13 protein-coding genes and 1 pseudogene are annotated in these 14,791 nt (G+C 69.4%); 9 read left to right on the top strand and 5 right to left on the bottom strand.

Going from position 1 to position 14,791, the window contains the following annotated elements; genetic code table 11:
* Positions 1–50: 50 nt before the first annotated feature.
* The gene (locus tag ACWDEW_RS21585) at positions 51–947 is read right to left on the bottom strand and encodes an ABC transporter permease (protein WP_450514695.1); all 897 of its coding nucleotides are present in this window, start codon (positions 945–947) and stop codon (positions 51–53) included.
* On the opposite strand from ACWDEW_RS21585, the pseudogene ACWDEW_RS21580 reads away from it, so the two are divergent.
* Positions 906–1,313, top strand: a pseudogene (locus tag ACWDEW_RS21580) (LuxR C-terminal-related transcriptional regulator); the annotation flags it as partial. The gene ACWDEW_RS21585 and the pseudogene ACWDEW_RS21580 sit on opposite strands and share 42 nt — an antisense overlap.
* Positions 1,314–1,319: 6 nt before the next feature.
* On the opposite strand, the gene ACWDEW_RS21575 reads toward ACWDEW_RS21580, so the two are convergent.
* The 3 genes from ACWDEW_RS21575 to ACWDEW_RS21565 are packed head-to-tail and all read right to left on the bottom strand — an operon-like array spanning position 1,320 to position 4,122.
* A complete protein-coding gene (locus tag ACWDEW_RS21575) occupies positions 1,320–2,321 on the bottom strand; it encodes a MerR family transcriptional regulator (RefSeq protein ID WP_450514694.1) in 1,002 nt (333 codons plus the stop codon).
* Positions 2,308–3,000, bottom strand: a complete 693-nt coding sequence (locus ACWDEW_RS21570; protein WP_450514577.1) for a HEAT repeat domain-containing protein — start codon at positions 2,998–3,000, stop codon at positions 2,308–2,310. Before ACWDEW_RS21570 ends, ACWDEW_RS21575 begins: the two co-directional genes overlap by 14 nt.
* 48 nt (positions 3,001–3,048) lie before the next feature.
* Positions 3,049–4,122, bottom strand: coding sequence for a bifunctional class I SAM-dependent methyltransferase/NUDIX hydrolase (locus ACWDEW_RS21565; protein WP_450514576.1), 1,074 nt, complete (start codon positions 4,120–4,122; stop codon positions 3,049–3,051).
* A 368-nt stretch (positions 4,123–4,490) separates the two neighbouring features.
* On the opposite strand from ACWDEW_RS21565, the gene ACWDEW_RS21560 reads away from it, so the two are divergent.
* The 4 genes from ACWDEW_RS21560 to ACWDEW_RS21545 all read left to right on the top strand — a co-directional run bounded on the left by ACWDEW_RS21560 (position 4,491) and on the right by ACWDEW_RS21545 (position 7,771).
* Positions 4,491–4,676 (top strand): TetR family transcriptional regulator, encoded by a 186-nt coding sequence (locus ACWDEW_RS21560; RefSeq protein WP_450514575.1) that lies wholly within the window; start codon positions 4,491–4,493, stop codon positions 4,674–4,676.
* The gene (locus ACWDEW_RS21555) at positions 4,673–5,065 is read left to right on the top strand and encodes an acyl-CoA-like ligand-binding transcription factor (RefSeq protein ID WP_450514574.1); all 393 of its coding nucleotides are present in this window, start codon (positions 4,673–4,675) and stop codon (positions 5,063–5,065) included. Before ACWDEW_RS21560 ends, ACWDEW_RS21555 begins: the two co-directional genes overlap by 4 nt.
* A gap of 195 nt (positions 5,066–5,260) precedes the next feature.
* Positions 5,261–6,928, top strand: coding sequence for a choline dehydrogenase (gene betA, locus ACWDEW_RS21550; RefSeq protein WP_450514573.1), 1,668 nt, complete (start codon positions 5,261–5,263; stop codon positions 6,926–6,928).
* Positions 6,929–6,934: 6 nt separating this feature from the next.
* Positions 6,935–7,771 (top strand): 5,10-methylenetetrahydrofolate reductase, encoded by an 837-nt coding sequence (locus ACWDEW_RS21545; RefSeq protein ID WP_450514572.1) that lies wholly within the window; start codon positions 6,935–6,937, stop codon positions 7,769–7,771.
* A gap of 185 nt (positions 7,772–7,956) precedes the next feature.
* Here ACWDEW_RS21545 and purU read toward each other — a convergent pair whose 3' ends face one another.
* Complete coding sequence (purU, locus tag ACWDEW_RS21540; protein ID WP_450514571.1) at positions 7,957–8,829, bottom strand: formyltetrahydrofolate deformylase; 873 nt, start codon at positions 8,827–8,829, stop codon at positions 7,957–7,959.
* 220 nt (positions 8,830–9,049) lie between these two features.
* Here purU and ACWDEW_RS21535 point away from each other — a divergent pair, with 220 nt between their 5' ends.
* From ACWDEW_RS21535 to ACWDEW_RS21520, 4 genes are read left to right on the top strand one after another with little or no spacing between them, the layout of a single operon-like run.
* A complete protein-coding gene (locus ACWDEW_RS21535; protein WP_450514570.1) occupies positions 9,050–10,519 on the top strand; it encodes an aldehyde dehydrogenase family protein in 1,470 nt (489 codons plus the stop codon).
* Positions 10,520–10,539: 20 nt separating this feature from the next.
* Positions 10,540–11,628: a quaternary amine ABC transporter ATP-binding protein gene (locus tag ACWDEW_RS21530; protein ID WP_450514569.1), complete on the top strand. Its 1,089-nt coding sequence runs from the start codon at positions 10,540–10,542 to the stop codon at positions 11,626–11,628.
* On the top strand, positions 11,628–13,634 hold the full coding sequence (locus tag ACWDEW_RS21525) for an ABC transporter permease (protein ID WP_450514568.1): 2,007 nt from the start codon (positions 11,628–11,630) through the stop codon (positions 13,632–13,634). The genes ACWDEW_RS21530 and ACWDEW_RS21525 overlap by 1 nt, the downstream gene beginning before the upstream one ends.
* A 14-nt stretch (positions 13,635–13,648) precedes the next feature.
* Positions 13,649–14,626: an ABC transporter substrate-binding protein gene (locus ACWDEW_RS21520; RefSeq protein WP_450514567.1), complete on the top strand. Its 978-nt coding sequence runs from the start codon at positions 13,649–13,651 to the stop codon at positions 14,624–14,626.
* The last annotated feature ends 165 nt before the right edge of the window (positions 14,627–14,791 follow it).

Below are 14,791 nucleotides of genomic sequence, written 5' to 3'. Positions count from 1 at the left end.
AGAAGGTTGCGTGTCCGTTCGGCTCGGCTAGTCCGCTACTGGCTACTCCGCTACTCGGCTCGGAGCGCGGTCGCCGTGCGGAGGCGTGCTGCCCAGCCGGCCGGGAGCAGGGAGCCGAGGACGGCGACGGCGACTCCGGCGAGCCCGAGCAGGACCAGGTCCCCGGCGCCGTAGACGTCGACGACGAAGTCGGGCAGCCGCAGCCCCGCCGCCCGGTCCATCGCGGGGAGCACCGCGTGGTGCACGGCCAGGCCCGGCGGTACGCCGAGGGCGCCGCCGGCCAGTCCCGGCAGCACGACCGAGGTGACGACCATCGTGACGGTCTGGCGCGGTGTCATGCCGAGCGCCTTGTGGATGCCCAGGTCGTGAACGCGCTCGTGGGTGTCGAGCACGACCCCGCCCAGCACACCGAGCCCGGCGACACAGACCAGCAGCACGGTGAGCAGAGCGGTGAGCGAGTCGAGAACGGTCGCGGTGTCACTGCCGTTCGCGTACTTGGCACTCGTCGCGCTCACTCCAAAAGGCTTCAACTCGGCGTTGAGCGCGCTGACATACGCGTCCGTGCCGGTGCCGGGTTTCAGATCGACGTACTCGGCCGTGGACTTGAGACCGGGCGCGGCGGTCCGGAGTGTGGCGGCGTCGGTGAAGACCCGGCGACCGTCGTTGCCGGTGTCGAACACCTCGCCGACGATTCGCACGACAACTGGCCTGCCCCGCACGGTGATGGTGACGCTGTCGCCGACCTTCGTTCCGGTGGCGCTCAGAATCGTGCTGGGCACGACGACCTCGCCCGCCCCGCTGAACCACCGCCCACCGACCATCGTGAATCCGCCCCAGGAGGCGTCACCGTCGAACGCGGTCACGGTGACGGGTCCGCTCATCCCCGACACGGCCGCGTCGAGGGAGGCGCTGCCGTAGTCCTGCTCAAGGACGTCACCCCGGAACACCTCGTGGCCGCCGTCCGCACGGTCCGGGCCGGCGACGGGCTGCTCGCCCCCGCCATCACCCGCCGCCTGGTGGAGCGGTTCGCCCGCCGCAGCCCGGAACGGCCGTCCCTGCACCGCGATCTGGCCGCCCTCACACCCCGCGAACTGGACGTCCTGCGCCTCCTCGCGCAGGGCCTGAGCAACGCCGAACTGGCCACCGGACTCCACCTGTCCGAGGCCACGGTGAAGACCCACGTCTCCCACATCCTCGGCAAACTCACCCTCCGCGACCGCGCCCAGGCAGTCGTCGTCGCATACGAGACGGGCCTCGTCAGCCCCGGGCCGTACGACAGGGATGACGACGGCACGGAGGCGAGCCGGGCGTAGGCCTTGTCATCGCGCGTCCCGGAGCCGAAGAAGGTACGTGGCGGTCAGCGCGACGGCGCGGTCCTCGTCCTGTGACAGTTCTACGAGGGCGCGTGATGCCGTCGGCCCCGGGATGTCCGCGAGTGCCTGGGTCAGCCGCCCGCGTGCGGGCGCCTCGGTGGTGTCGTCGGCGAGGCGGTCGACGAGCCTGGTCGCGATCCGGTCCGCAGTCGCGGTGTCGCTCGCCAGCACGCTCAGAGCATCGGCCGCGTCGGTGTCGTTCCTTCCCTCCACGATCATGTCGACGAGCGCGCGGACCGCCTCGGCCGCACCACGCGTACCGAGCGCCAGAGCCGCATACCCGCGCACAACGGCGTCGGGGTTCGCGAGGGCGTCCCGCAGCCGCGCGGAGGCTTCATCGCCGGGCAGCTCGACGAGGGCTTGAACGGCACGTTCCCGCACCGCTGCCACCGGTGAACCGAGGGCCTCGGCCAGCAGCGCCGGGACACCGCCGTCCTCCGATCGCGCGAGCGCCCAGCGCAGGGCGCCCGCGACGTTCGGCTCCGTCTCGCCGAGTGCCGCCTCCACCAGAGCCTCCACCGGCACCTCGTCGCCCGAGGAGAGGACCGCGCGCTGCCGCGCGTCCGCGCTCTTCGAGCCCAGCGCCTGGAGGAGCGCGACGATCTGGAGTACGTCCTCCCAGCCGACGGGATCCGCCGCACGGATCCGGCCGAGCCGCGTGAGCAGCTCGGTCTCGGCCGCGATGCGGTCGTGCGTCTGCCGGATGAGGTCGCCGACGAGCGCCGAGGGCGTGAAACCGGGATCGTCGAGCGCGCGCCCGATGTCACGCAGCGACAGGCCCAGCGACCGTAGGCTCTCGATGTGGAAGATCCGCCGGATGTCCTCCCCGGAGTACTCCCGATAACCGGATCCCGTCCGACCCGAAGGCCGCACCAGACCGAGGGACTCGTAGTGCCGGAGCATGCGGGCACTGACCCCGGACCGTCTCGACACCTCACCGATCAGCACGGTTCTCATCGTCCGTCCTGGGCGCCCCGGTGAGGGCCACGACGCGCTTGGCCTCCTCGATCGCCGACTCGAACCCGGCGTCCGGGTCGCGCAGCAGCCTCTGCGTCGCGAGCGCGTGCGCACGTACCCGCGGGTCGGAGACCGTCGTCGCCGCATGCAGAGCCGGCCCGATCACCTCACCCAGCGCGACCAGCGCCTGGCTCAGACTCAGCTGCGACTCCCGCTCACTGCGCCCGAGTTGGGTTGCCAGCACCGTGGCCAGGGCGGATTCCTCGCCGTCCGGCACGAGTACGACCGCGGCCCGCCAGGCGCTCCTCGCCACCTCTTCGTCGGCGTCGGACAACAGCGCCCGGGTGATCGCCGGCCATGCCTGCCGGTCCCCGATCTTGGACAGCGTGTGCAGCGCCTGACTGCGCGCCTGCGCACGCTCCGAACGGAGTTCGCGGAACAGCGCGGGGAGCGTCAGGGACACCGGGTGACGGGTGAGCGCCCAGGTCAGCATGTCCCGGACGAAGAACTCGGGCTCGACCGCGCACCGCTCGACGAGCTTGCCGACGAAGCACGGGTCCGGCGCCGTCCCGACCGCCAGCGCCGCCCGCAGCCGCACGGACGAACTCGTGTCGTCCAGCGCCCGGAGCGCGCGTGTCGTAGCCGTGTCCTGCCTTGTTGTCATGGTCATCGGGGCCACCTCCTGGGAGGCAGTGAAGACCTTGCCACCGTGTCAAGGTCAAACGGCACCACCCGCGGAATCTCCTGGAATCCGTCCCGCGTGCGGGTAGGCACGCACGGGCGTCAGGCCGGGGAGGACGCCGGGCCAGACGGCGATCAGTGCCTGTGCGGACGGGGCGAAGATCCGGTCGAGGTGGGCCAGGGTGTGCGTCGGATGCCACTCCCAGCGTGCGAACTTGTCGGGCTCGCAGCGCCTGGGAGTGCCGGAATGGGCGGTGACGCGGACCACGGCGGTCAGGCGGGAGATGCCGTGGTGGTCGTCCCAGAGCATGCTCAGCACCTGCGCGTCGGCAAGGGCGGCGATCAGGCCGGTCTCCTCGGCCAGTTCACGCACCGCCGTCCGCTCGAACGGTTCGGACCCCTCGGTACGCCCGCCCGGCAGCTCCCACATCCCGCTGGTGGAACGGCCCAGCAGGACCCGGCCGTCGGCGTCGGTCACGACCGCGCAGGCGCCGGTCACCGCGTGCGGCGCGGGCCGGTTCTTCTCCACCGCAATGGCGTGGTCTCGGCGCGGGCCGCGCAGGATCACCAACGCGAGCCCGTCCGCGTCGAAGCGCCGGACCTGTTCCCAACCGGCGCTCAGCAGGCTGATCTCGTCCTCGTCCAGGGCGATGTCCCGTTTCCCGGCCGGGGTGTTCGCGGCGAGCGGGGTGATCACCACGATCGCGCCGTCCTCGCACAACCGGCTCCCGAGGTCGTGCAGGACGCGGGTGCGGTCGCCGAGGAAGGCGTACACGAGGCGGAGCGTGATCAGGTCGTACGTGTTCTTCTCCAGGGGAGCGAGGTCGTCCCGCTCGATGTCCAGGCGGAGCCAGCGCACGTCGGCCGGACTGCCGGCGCGGGCGTGTTCGAGGGCGGTGTCGGACCAGTCCACGGCGTCGACGGTGAAGCCCGTCGACGCCAGGTGGAAGGCCAACTCGCCCAGACCACAGCCGACTTCGAGGGCCCGACCGCCGTTGCCGGGGGACGGTACGTGCTCGGCCAGCAGCGTCCGTTCCGCGTCCCTGAGGGCGCGGAAGCGTCGCCCCTGCGCGTAGTGGGTGTTCCATTCACCCGGCTGCGGGTGTGTCACGGGGTTTCTCCTTCTGGGCGTTCGGGCGGCGGGGACGTCAGCGGTCGGTCAGGTGGGCGAACGAAGCGTGGACCGGTGGCGGCGCCTACGGCGGCCACCGGCATGCGTCACCAACAGGGCTGCGTACAGGCCGGGTTGGGGACGACTGATGCTGACCGGGACAACGAGCCCGCCGCCGGTTTCGAACACGCGCGTTTGAGTCGCTTCCGCGCCGCGTGGAACTCGGCCGTGTCGTCGACGCCCCGAACTGTTCGCGCCCGACTGTGGCCAGCGGCTTCGTCGTGGGGTATCGAGTCGCGCGAGTGAGACAGAGGCTGGTAAAGGAAACGCGATAGCGCGTGATCAGGGTTACCCCTCCTGCAGAGCCCGTGCTGTCGCTCCGAGAGCGCACGCGGCTGGCGGTCAAGGCGCAAGTTGCCGAGATCGCGCTGGAGATGTTTCTGTCGCGCGGCTTCGAGCAGACCACGATCGAGCAGATCGCCAAGGCCGCGGGGTGTCCCGGGCGACATTCTTCCGCTATTTCCCCACCAAGGAAGACGGCCTCCTGGTCATGACGGAGGACCACGCCCGGCACGCGCGGGACGCCCTTGAGCGGCGGCCGGAGGACGAACCGATCTGGACGGCGCTGCGGCACGCCCTGGAGCCCGCGGTTCGGCAGGTCAAGGACAGTGCCGCCGCACTCCAGACGGCCCGGGCGATCGTCCGGTCGCCCTCGGTGCGCAGCCGCTACCAGGAGCGCTACCTGCAGATGCGGGAACTGCTGCGCCCCGAGGTGGTCCGCCGCACCGGCACGGCGGCCGAACCGGCCGCGTCGGCTCTCGTCGCCGGCGCCCTCGGCTGCCTCGACGCGGCCATCGAGACCTGGGTCGAACGCGACGGCACCGTCCCCCTGTCCCGGCTTCTCGACCAGGCCATGGGCGCGGTCCACCCGCTCGCCCCGTAGTCCTGCCCCACCTGCCGCTCGCCCCGGTGTCCGGGGCCGCCGAGCGCTGCCCGCCACCGGCCCCGACCCGCTCGACCACCGGTAACAACCCGGAAACCTGGACCTTGCAAGTTGCGTTGCTCGCAACCTGGTGCGTATGGCGATACCCGTATTAGCATGCCTCGCGTATCTACGGCGCGAGCGAGACGAGAGATCATGGCTCCCCTGCAATACGACTTCGTCATCGTCGGCGGTGGATCCGCCGGCAGCGCACTGGCGAACCGGCTCTCCGCGGACCCGGGCAACCAGGTGCTCGTCCTGGAGGCCGGCCGGCCCGACTACCCGTGGGACGTCTTCATCCACATGCCCGCCGCGCTGACCTACCCGATCGGCAGCCGGTTCTACGACTGGAAGTACGAGTCGGAACCCGAGCCGCACATGGGCAACCGGCGCGTCTACCACGCCCGCGGCAAGGTGCTGGGCGGCTCCAGCAGCATCAACGGCATGATCTTCCAGCGCGGCAACCCCATGGACTACGAGCGCTGGGCCGCCGACGCCGGCATGGAGAGCTGGGACTACGCGCACTGTCTGCCGTACTTCAAGCGCATGGAGAACTGCCTCGCGGCCGATCCCGACGACGAGTTCCGCGGCCACGACGGCCCCCTCGTCCTCGAACGCGGGCCCGCCGCCAACCCGTTGTTCGGCGCCTTCCTCAACGCGGTGCAGGAGGCCGGTTATCCGCGCACCGACGACGTCAACGGCTATCAGCAGGAGGGCTTCGCCCCCTTCGACCGCAACGTCAGCCGGGGCCGCCGGCTCTCCGCCTCCAAGGCGTACTTGAAGCCCGTACGCAAGCGGCCCAACCTCACCGTCACCACCCGCGCGATGGTCCACCGCGTCCTCTTCGAGGGCAAGAAGGCCGTCGGCGTCGAGTACAAGCATCGCGGCAAGGTCCACCAGGTGCGCGCCCGCGAGGTCATCCTCTGCGGCGGCGCCATCAACTCCCCCCAGCTGCTTCAGCTTTCGGGCGTCGGCAACGCGGAGGAGCTGAGCGCGCTCGGTATCGACGTCGTCCACGACCTGCCGGGCGTCGGCGAGAACATGCAGGACCACCTGGAGGTGTACATCCAGTACGCCTGCAAGCAACCCGTCTCCATGCAGCCGTACATGGCGAAGTGGCGCGCCCCCTTCATCGGCCTGCAGTGGCTCTTCCGCAAGGGACCCGCCGCCACCAACCACTTCGAGGCCGGCGGCTTCGCCCGCAGCAACGAGGACGTCGACTACCCCAACCTGATGTTCCACTTCCTGCCGATCGCGGTCCGCTACGACGGCTCCTCGCCGGCCGGCGGCCACGGCTACCAGGTGCACGTCGGGCCCATGTACTCCGACGCCATCGGCTCGGTGAAGATCAAGAGCAAGGACCCGCTGGAGCACCCGGCGCTGCGCTTCAACTACCTCTCCACGGAACAGGACCGGCGCGAGTGGGTCGAGTCGATCCGGGTCGCCCGCAAGCTCCTCAATCAGCCGGCGCTGGCCCCGTACAACGACGGGGAGATCTCGCCCGGCCCGTCCGTCGAGACCGACGAGGAGATCCTCGCCTGGGTGGCCAAGGAGGGCGAGACCGCCCTGCATCCGTCCTGCACCTGCAAGATGGGCACCGACGAGATGTCCGTCGTGGACCCGACCAGCATGCGGGTGCACGGAGTCGAGGGGCTGCGGGTCGTCGACGCGTCGGTGATGCCGTACGTCACCAACGGCAACATCTATGCGCCCGTCATGATGATCGCCGAGAAGGCGGCCGACCTCATCCTGGGCAAGGAGCCACTGGCTCCTTCCAAGGCCGTGTACTACCGCCACCGCGACGCCCAGAAGCAGTCCGGGTAGGCCGGGTTGGGCGGCGACGGTCTCAAGACGCTGCTGTCGAGCGTCCGTTACGAGGTGCTGCCCGCGAAGGCGACCGAGGAGAAGGTCCTCGCCCATGTGGCGCGCGATGTCGTCGTCACCGTGACGGCGTCGCCGGTCAAAGGGCTGGAACCGACCCTCGACCTCGTCGGGCGATTGTCGGCGCACGGTTACCGCGTGGTCCCACACGTCCCCGCTCGGCTGCTGCGGGACGACGCGCACCTCAAGGACGTCGTCGACCGGCTCCGGCAGGCCGGTGTCGACGACGTGTTCGTCCCGGCGGGCGACGCCGATCCGCCGGCCGGGGTCTACGACGGGGCGCTGCCGGTGCTGCGCAGGCTCGGCGAACTGGGCGACCCGTTCGGCCGCGTCGGCATCACCGGCTACCCCGAGAGCCACCCCCTCATCCACGACGACCTCACCATCCAGGCCATGTGGGACAAGCGCGCGCACGCCACGTACATCGTGAGCAACCTCTGCTTCGACGCGCGCGTGCTGGGGGAGTGGGTCGGCCGGATCCGACGCCGTGACGTCACCCTGCCGCTGTACGTGGGCGTCGCGGGGCCGGTGCAGCGCGCGAAGCTGCTGGCCATGGCGACGAAGATCGGGGTGGGGGAGTCGACGCGCTTCCTCACGAAGCACGCGTCGTGGTTCTTGCGGTTCGCGGCGCCTGGTGGTTACTCGCCGGATCGGCTGCTCGGCCGTGCCGCGGAGGAGCTGACCGCGCCCTCGGCGGGTGTGGCGGGGCTGCACGTCTTCACCTTCAACCAGCTCGCCGAGACGGAGCGGTGGCGCCGGGCCGCGTTGGAGCGGTTGGGCGGGTAGCGGGCTTCTGCCGTGCTGGGGGCTGCCGCCCCCAGCCCCCGCTTCGGCCCTGAAGGAGCCTCGTCCTCAAACGCCGGACGGCTGGATTGTGCCGGCCCGCGCTGAAAGGGCACCGCCTGAAGGGCCGACTTGTACCGGCCTGCGCCCCAAGTACCGCCACCAGAAGCCGTATACAGCGCTCGCTCCTACCGGAACACCACCGTCCGATTCCCGTCCACCATCACCCGGCTCTCGCTGTGCCACTTCACCGCGTGCGCCAGCACCTGCGCCTCCACGTCCCGCCCCACCGTCACCAGCTCCTCGGCGTCGAGCGAGTGGTCCACCCGGACCACGTCCTGGTCGATGATCTGGCCCTCGTCCAGCTCCGGCGTCACATAGTGCGCGGTCGCGCCCACGAGCTTCACCCCGCGGTCGTACGCCTGCTGGTAGGGGCGGGCGCCCTTGAAACTGGGGAGGAAGGAGTGGTGGATGTTGATGGCGCGGCCTTCGAGCTCCTTGCACAGGTCGTCGGAGAGGACCTGCATGTAGCGGGCCAGCACCACCAGGTCGATGTCCAGCTCGCGCACCAGTTCCAGGAGGCGTGCCTCGGCCTCGGCCTTCGTGTCCCTCGTGACCGGGATGTGGTGGAAGGAAATGCCGTAGGTGTCCGCGAGGCCCTCGAAGTCCCGGTGGTTGGAGACGATCGCGGGGATCTCGATGTTGAGGGCGCCGGTGCGCTTGCGGAAGAGCAGGTCGTTCAGGCAGTGGCCGAATTTGGACACCATGATCAGGGTTCGGGTCGGCGTCGAGGCGTCCCGGAGGGTCCAGGAGATGCGGTATGCCTCGGCGACCGGACCGAATCGGTAACGCAGTGTTTTCAGGTCGGCGTTTGGATCGGAAACGTCGAAGTGGACCCTCATGAAGAAGCGGCCCTTGAGCCGATCATCGAATTGCCGGCTCTCCAGGATGTTGCCGGAGTTCCGGACGAGGAAGCCGCTCACGGCGTGGACCAGTCCGGTGGTGTCCGGGCACGAGAGGGTGAGGACGAATTCGCGGCCAGGGTGCGGTCGAGGGGACATGAACGGCCTCCGTCGGTGCGTGTTGCGCAACATGGTGAGCGATACGCAACATGGTTGGGCCGGGCGCGGCTCCCGGTCAAGAGGTGGCCGGGCAATGTGCCGCATGGCGAAATCGTCATCTGCCAACCCCTTGACGTATGTCTGCACATTCGCCAGGGTGTTCCACCACAAGCAATACGGTGCACAATGCGCAACGGAATTCGCTCGAAGGGCTCCACACGTGGCAGACCTGTATGTGGACGGAGAATGGCGCGACGCGGTGGCCGGCGGTCACCGTGAGATCCGCTGTCCCGCCGACGGCACGCTCACCGCGACCGTGTCCGAGGGAACACGTCCCGACACCGAGGCCGCGATCGCAGCCGCCCGCCACGCCTTCGACGACGGACCCTGGCCGCGCACCCCCGAGCGGGAGCGTGCCGCGCTGCTGCTGCGCACCGCCGACATCCTCGAACGCGACGCCAAGGAATTCGCCCGCGCCGAGTCGCTGGACACCGGCAAGCGGCTGGTGGAGAGCGAGTACGACATCGCCGACGTCGTCTCCTGTTTCCGCTACTACGGCGGGATCGGCGGCACCGACGCCGGACGGGTCATCGACACCGGACGCGACGACGCCGTAAGCCGGGTCGTTTACGAGCCTGTTGGGGTGTGCGGGCTCATCACGCCCTGGAACTACCCGTTGCTGCAGGCCAGTTGGAAGGTCGCCCCGGCGCTCCTCGCGGGCAACACGATCGTCCTCAAGCCCAGCGAGCTCACCCCCTCCACCTCCATCCTGCTGATGAAGGCGCTGGAGGAGGCCGGGCTGCCGGCCGGTGCCGCCAACCTCGTCCTCGGGACCGGACCCGAGGTGGGCGCACCGCTCTCCGAGGACCCCGCCGTCGACATGGTCTCCTTCACCGGAGGCCTGGAGACCGGCAAACGCATCATGGCCACCGCCGCCGCGAGCGTGAAAAAGGTCGCGCTGGAGCTGGGCGGCAAGAACCCCAACGTCATCTTCGCCGACGCCGACTTCGAGACGGCCGTGGACTTCGCGCTCACGGCCGTCTTCCTGCACTCCGGCCAAGTCTGCTCCGCCGGGGCCCGGTTGATCGTCGAGGACTCGCTGCACGACCGCTTCGTGGACGAAGTGGTGCGCCGCGCGAGGCAGATCAGGCTCGGCGGCCCCTTCGACCCCGAGGCCGAGACCGGCGCACTGATCTCCGCACAGCACCGCGAGAAGGTCGAGGCGTATGTCGCGGCCGGCATCGCCGAGGGTGCCGTACTGCGGTGTGGCGGTGAGCGGCCGACCGAACCCGCCCTCGCCGACGGGCACTTCTACCCGCCGACCGTCCTCGACGGCTGCACGCAGGACATGCGGGTGGTGCACGAGGAGTCCTTTGGACCGGTCCTGACCGTCGAGCGCTTCAGCGACGAGGACGACGCCGTACGCATCGCCAACGACACCGAGTACGGACTCGCCGGCGCCGTCTGGACCCAGGACGCGGGCAAGGCCCAGCGGGTCGCCCGGCGGCTGCGGCACGGCACGGTGTGGATCAACGACTACCACCCCTATGTGCCGCAGGCGGAATGGGGTGGCTTCGGACACTCGGGCGTGGGCCGGGAGTTGGGACCGACCGGCCTGAACGAGTACCGAGAGCCCAAGCACATCTGGCAGAACATCCAACCCCGGCCGCAGCACTGGTTCCGCGGCTGAACGCCGAAAAGAGGTCGATCGTGACCCCAGCACAGACCGAGGTGCCGCAGCGGCGCGGCACGCCCCAGGACTCGGGCCCCACCCCGGTCATATCCGTGCGCAAGCTGTGGAAGGTGTTCGGGCCGAAGGCGGACCAGGTACCCGACTCAGAGGAACTGTGCGGGCTCACCCGCCGTGAGCTGATGGACCGCACCGGCTGCACCGCCGCCGTACGCGATGTGAACTTCGAGGTCTCGCCCGGCGAGGTCTTCGTCGTCATGGGCCTGTCCGGCTCCGGGAAGTCCACCCTGGTGCGATGTCTCACCCGGCTGATCGAACCCACTTCGGGTGAGATCGTCTTCGAGGGCGAGGACATCCGGGACGCGGACGCCAAGCGGCTGCGCGAGCTGCGGCGCCGTAAGTTCTCCATGGTCTTCCAGCACTTCGGGCTGCTGCCGCACCGCAGGGTCGTCGACAACGTGTCCTTCGGCCTGGAGATCCGCGGCATGAGCAAGGCCGAGCGGACCAAACGGGCCCTGGAGGTCGTCGAGTTGGTGGGTCTGTCGGGGTACGAGAACTCCTACCCCGACCAGCTCTCCGGCGGTATGCAGCAACGCGTGGGTCTCGCCCGGGCGTTGGCGGGCGACCCGGACGTCCTCCTCTTCGACGAACCCTTCTCCGCGCTCGACCCGCTGATCCGCCGCGACATGCAGAACGAGGTCATCCGGCTGCACCACGAGGTCGGCAAGACCATGGTGTTCATCACCCACGACCTGTCCGAGGCCCTGAAGCTGGGCGACCGGATCCTCATCATGCGCGACGGCAAGATGGTGCAGTGCGGTACGGGCGACGAGCTCGTCGGTGCCCCGGCCGACGACTACGTGCGCGAGTTCGTGAAGGACGTGCCGCGCGGTGACGTCCTCACCCTGCGCTGGATCATGCGCCCGGCCGTGGACGAAGACCCCCTGGACGGGCCGGAGTTGGGTCCGGACGTCGTCGTACGCGAGGCCACGCGCGCGGTGCTCGCCGCCGACAGGCCGGTCAAGGTCGTCGAGAACGGCAAGCTGCTCGGCATCGTCGGCGACGAGGAGATCCTCGCGGTCGTCGCCGGGCGGGAAGGCGACGCGTGATGACCGTCGCCGTGGAGAAACCGGAGCCGACAGCGCAAGTCGCGGACGCCGTACCGGACGTGAAGGGCCCGCGACGCAAGATCACCCGGCCCATGATGGTCGGCGCCATCCTCGTCGTGTGGCTCGTGCTGTTCGCCGTACTGCGCGGGAAGCAGACGCTGACGCTCGCGGCGGCCGATCTCACCGGACTGCACCGGTGGTTCAACGACCTCAACGACTCGGTCGGCGCGAACCGCAACTCCAACCCGCTCTTCCTCTACTTCTTCAACGAGATCCGCCTGGTCATCGACAACCTGGTGACCTTCGTCCAGGACCTGATCTCGCAGCCGAGCGGCGACCGGCCGGTGCCGCAGATCGGCTGGCTCGGAGTCGTCGGCATCACGGGCTTCGTGTCCTGGGCCGTCGGCAACTGGCGGGTCGCGCTCCTCGCCGTGGCAGGGTTCGCCTTCTTCGGGCTCCAGGGCCTGTGGCAGGAGAGCATGGACACCCTGGCGCTCACCCTCTCCGCGGTCCTCGTGGCGCTGGTGTTCGCGATCCCGCTGGGCGTGTGGGCGGGGTTGTCCGACCGGTTCAACCGGATCATCACGCCCTTCCTCGACTTCATGCAGACGATGCCGACCTTCGTCTACCTCGCGCCCCTGACCCTGATCTTCCTCATCGGCCCGGCCTCCGCCGTGATCGCCACGGTGATCTACGCGGCCCCGCCCGCGATCCGCATCACCGCGCACGGCATCCGCAACGTCCCGGAGACGACCGTGGAAGCGGCCGACTCGATGGGCTCGACCCGCTGGCAGTCGCTGCTCAAGGTGCTGTTGCCGATGGCCAAGCGGACCGTGGTGATGGGCGTCAACCAGACCATCATGGCCGCCCTGGCCATGGTCACCATCGCGGCCCTGATCGACGCGCCCGGCCTCGGCAAGACCGTCATGCAGGCCCTTCAGTCGCTCGACGTCGGCACGGCCTTCAACGCGGGCCTCGCGATCGTCATCATGGCGATCGTCCTGGACCGGGTCACGACCGCCTCCAGCACGCGTGCGGAACAGGCCCGCAACTCCTCCGGCCGCTTCCTCAAGTGGCGCCGCCCGCTGCTCGGTTCGGGCGCGGTGGTCGTCGTCGTGCTGATCTATCTGTCGCACACGTACCTCTGGGCGGCGCAGTACCCCGGCGACGGCACGACCGGCAGCCACATCGCCAACGCGGCGGACAGCGTGACGACTTGGGCGCAGGACAACCTCTCCGGGGTCACCAACGCCTTCCGGGACGCGATCACCAACGGTCTGCTCAATCCGTTCCAGTCGCTGCTCACCGACTCCCCGTGGTGGCTCGTCGGCGCGGCTCTGATCGGCATCGGCGTGGTCGTCGGCGGTTGGCGCTCCGGGGTCACAACTGCCGTGTGTGTCGGACTGCTTGTGGGCACCGGCGTGTGGTCGGACGCGATGACGACACTCGCCTCGACCGTCGTGGCGACCGTGATCGTGATGCTGTTCGGCATCGCCTTCGGCGTGTGGATGGGGCGCAGCACGATGGTGGACCGGGTGCTGCGGCCCACGCTGGACGCGGCGCAGGTCATGCCGCCGTTCGTCTATCTGGTGCCGTTCCTGGCGCTGTTCGGCGCGACGCGCTTCACCGCGATCGTCGCCGCCGTCGTGTACGCCGTACCGGTGGCCATCAAGATCACCGCCGACGGGGTGCGGGCCGTGCCCGAGACCACCGTCGAGGCGGCCACCGCGGCCGGGTGCAACACCTGGCAGATCATCACCAAGGTTCAACTCCCGATGGCACGCAGCGCCCTGACCCTCGCGACCAACCAGGGCCTGATCTATGTGCTGTCGATGGTTGTTGTGGGCGGCCTGGTGGGAGCCGGCGCCCTCGGCTACGACGTCGTGGCCGGATTCTCCCAGAGCGAGCTGTACGGCAAGGGGTTGGCGGCGGGGCTGGCCATTGTCCTGCTCGGAGTCATGTTCGACCGGATCACTCAGGCGGCCGCGCGCCGAACCAGCGCTTAAAGGAGCACGACACCATGGCAAGACACTGGCGAACCGGCGCGGCCGGCCTGGCCGTTCTCGGCCTCTCCCTCACCGCCTGCGGCGGGGCGAAGGTCGGCGACACGTCCTCCGGCTCCGGCTCGGGCAGCAGCTCGGGCGGCTCGGCCAAGTGCGGGACCTTCAACCTCGCGGTCAACCCGTGGGTGGGCTACGAGGCGGACGCGGCGGTCGTCGCGTACGTCGCGCAGCAGAAACTCGGCTGTACGGTCAACAAGAAGGACCTGAAAGAGGAGATCGCCTGGCAGGGCTTCGGGACCGGCGAGGTCGACGCGGTCCTGGAGAACTGGGGCCACGACGACCTCAAGAAGAAGTACATCACCGGCCAGAAGACCGCCGTCGAGGCCGGCCAGACCGGCAACAAAGGCATCATCGGCTGGTACGTGCCGCCGTGGCTCGCGAAGGCCCACCCGGACATCCTGAACTACAAGAACCTCAACAAGTACGCGTCCAAGTTCAAGACCTCCGAGTCGGGCGGCAAGGGCCAACTCCTCGACGGCGACCCGTCGTACGTCACCAACGACGCCGCGCTGGTGAAGAACCTGAAGCTGGACTTCAAGGTGGTGTACGCGGGCAGTGAGACCGCGCTCATCCAGGCCTTCCGCACCGCGGAGAAGAACAAGCAGTGGGTCATCGGCTACTTCTACGAGCCGCAGTGGTTCCTCTCCGAGGTCGCGCTCAAGAAGGTGTCGCTGCCCGCGTACACGACGGGCTGTGACGCGGTCGCGTCGAAGATCGCCTGCGACTACCCGGTCTACAACCTCGACAAGATCGTCAGCGCGAAGTTCGCCAAGTCGGGCAGTCCCGCCTACAACCTGGTGAAGAACTTCAACTGGACGAACGAGGACCAGAACACCGTCGCCAAGTACATAGCGCAGGACAAGCTGTCCGACGACGCGGCGGCGAAGAAGTGGGTCGACGCCAACCAGGACAAGGTGGCCGCCTGGCTCAAGTAGCGGTAGCGGAAAGCCGGTTGACCATGCCCGGTGGGCGGTGCGCGCGGACGCGTACCGCCCACCGGGCATCGCCGTGTTCCGGCCGGTGATCAGGGGCGTCGCCCGGCGTCCCGGACCCCTTGACACCCGCTCCTCGCGCCGGGCACATTGAGTTGCGCAACCTGA

Source organism: Streptomyces sp. NPDC001100 (assembly GCF_053598575.1).
The sequence above is the reverse complement of the archived record's forward strand: the minus strand, read 5'-3'. Positions and strand labels throughout refer to the sequence as shown.